This window comes from Leisingera sp. F5, assembly GCF_001593695.1.
Genome location: NZ_LUKH01000749.1, coordinates 1 through 1739 on the forward strand (window position 1 = coordinate 1; position 1739 = coordinate 1739).

The 1739-nt window shown below is 61.9% G+C and carries 2 protein-coding genes; one reads left to right on the top strand and one right to left on the bottom strand.

What is annotated here, in order from left to right; all coding sequences use genetic code 11:
• Window positions 1-643: OmpA family protein (locus A2I95_RS35515; protein WP_291737253.1), on the top strand; the 643-nt coding region annotated here is incomplete at its 5' end.
• A 226-nt stretch (window positions 644-869) separates the two neighbouring features.
• On the opposite strand, the gene A2I95_RS35520 is transcribed toward A2I95_RS35515, so the two are convergent.
• A partial coding sequence (locus tag A2I95_RS35520; protein ID WP_291737254.1) for a LysR family transcriptional regulator occupies window positions 870-1739 on the bottom strand: 870 nt, incomplete at its 5' end.

Below are 1739 nucleotides of genomic sequence, written 5' to 3' on the forward strand. Positions count from 1 at the left end.
GGACTGTACGGCGCGCGATTGCGGCGGCTTCGGCTTCCGCTTCGGGATTGAGGTGGTGCCGTCGCCGGACATGATGGTGGATATCTCCAGTTATCACTTCCTGTCCGCAGCCAAAGGAACCGAGGCAGTCTCGCTCCTGGTGTCACGCGCAGGCGGCGCGGCTTTTATGCAAATGATCACAGTGCATCCACCTGGATCGGCTGCAACGGCAACAGCCGCGCCCGTGGTGGTGAAACCTGACGCTGAGAAGCCCGGCACGGTGCGACCGGTGGAACTGGCCAAAGTGCTGGAGGTGCGCGGCCACGCCGTTCTGACGGATCTGGTGTTTCAAAGCGGCTCCGCCCGGCTGCAGGACGGCTCCTATGCCAGCTTGCGCGAGCTGGCGGATTATCTCGCCGCCAACCCGCAGTACCGGCTGCTGCTGGTCGGCCATACTGACACGGTGGGCTCGCAGCAGCAGAACATCGGTATCTCCAAACGCCGCGCGCAATCAGTGAAGGACCGTTTGGTCGAGGGGCAAGGCGCAGATACGGCGCGGATCAAGGTCGCCGGCGCCGGTTTTTTGGCCCCGATAGCCAGCAATCTGACCCCGGAGGGGCGCGAAGCCAACCGGCGGGTGGAAGCGGTGCTGCTCGCCGAGTGAGGCCCTGCAATAGATGCGCGCCGGAAAACTCCCGCCCCCGCAGGTGCATTGGCTAAGCCAAGACCTCTTGACGGTGTTGGGCCAGGGTCAATCGTTGATTGATCCGGGGCGGGCGGGAGCCTTCCCGCTGTGTTTCGAGAGTGTTCGGCTCTAAAAAAGGCCCCCGCAAATGGTGCGGGGGCAGGTCTTCGAGGGATGTCTTGGTCCGGTTTTCCGTAGAACCGGTTCAGGTTTTCCATTCCGACGGGTCGCGGTCGGCAAAGGCCTGCACCAGAAAATCGATGAAAGCCCGCACTTTGGGCTGGGTGAATTTGCCTGGCGGGTAGACCGCATAGATACCCTGGGTTTCCACCGGCAGGCTGGGCATGACGTCTTCGACCAGCCCTTCTTCCAGCGCCTCCGAATACAGATAGCTGGGCAGGTAGGCGATGCCGAGACCGGAGATTGCAGCGTTCAGCAGCGATTGCCCGTCATTCACCGACAGCCAGCCCGATGTGCGCACCTGGCGTTTTTCTCCGGACGGCGCGGTGATCTTCCAGACGTTGCCGCTGGACTGGCTGGAATAATGCAGCAGCTTGTGGGTATTCAATTCGTCGATTTTCTGCGGACGGCCGTATTTCTCCAGATATGCAGGAGAGGCGATCATCCGTTTGGACGTCTCGGTCAGCTTGCGGGCGCGCAAGCTGCTGTCTTCCAGCTCGCCGATCCGAACCGCCATGTCGAACCCTTCGGAAATCAGCTCCACATAGCGGTTGTTCAGCACCATGTTGACGGTGATATCCGGAAAATCCTGCAGGAAATCCGACAGTACCGGAGACAGATGATTGACCCCGAAATCGGTGGCGACCGAAATCCTCAGCAGTCCCGAGGGGGCCGATTGCATCGAGGTGACCAGCGCATCCGCTTCGCCGGCGTCATTCAGCACCCGGCGGGCGCGGTCATAATAGGCCAGCCCGATCTCGGTCGGCGACACCCGGCGGGTGGTGCGGTTCAACAGCCGCGCGCCAAGCCGGGTTTCCAGGCTCGAAACATGCTTGGAGACTGCGGATTTCGAGATCCCCATCTTGCGTGCCGCATCGGTGAAGCCGCCCTGGTC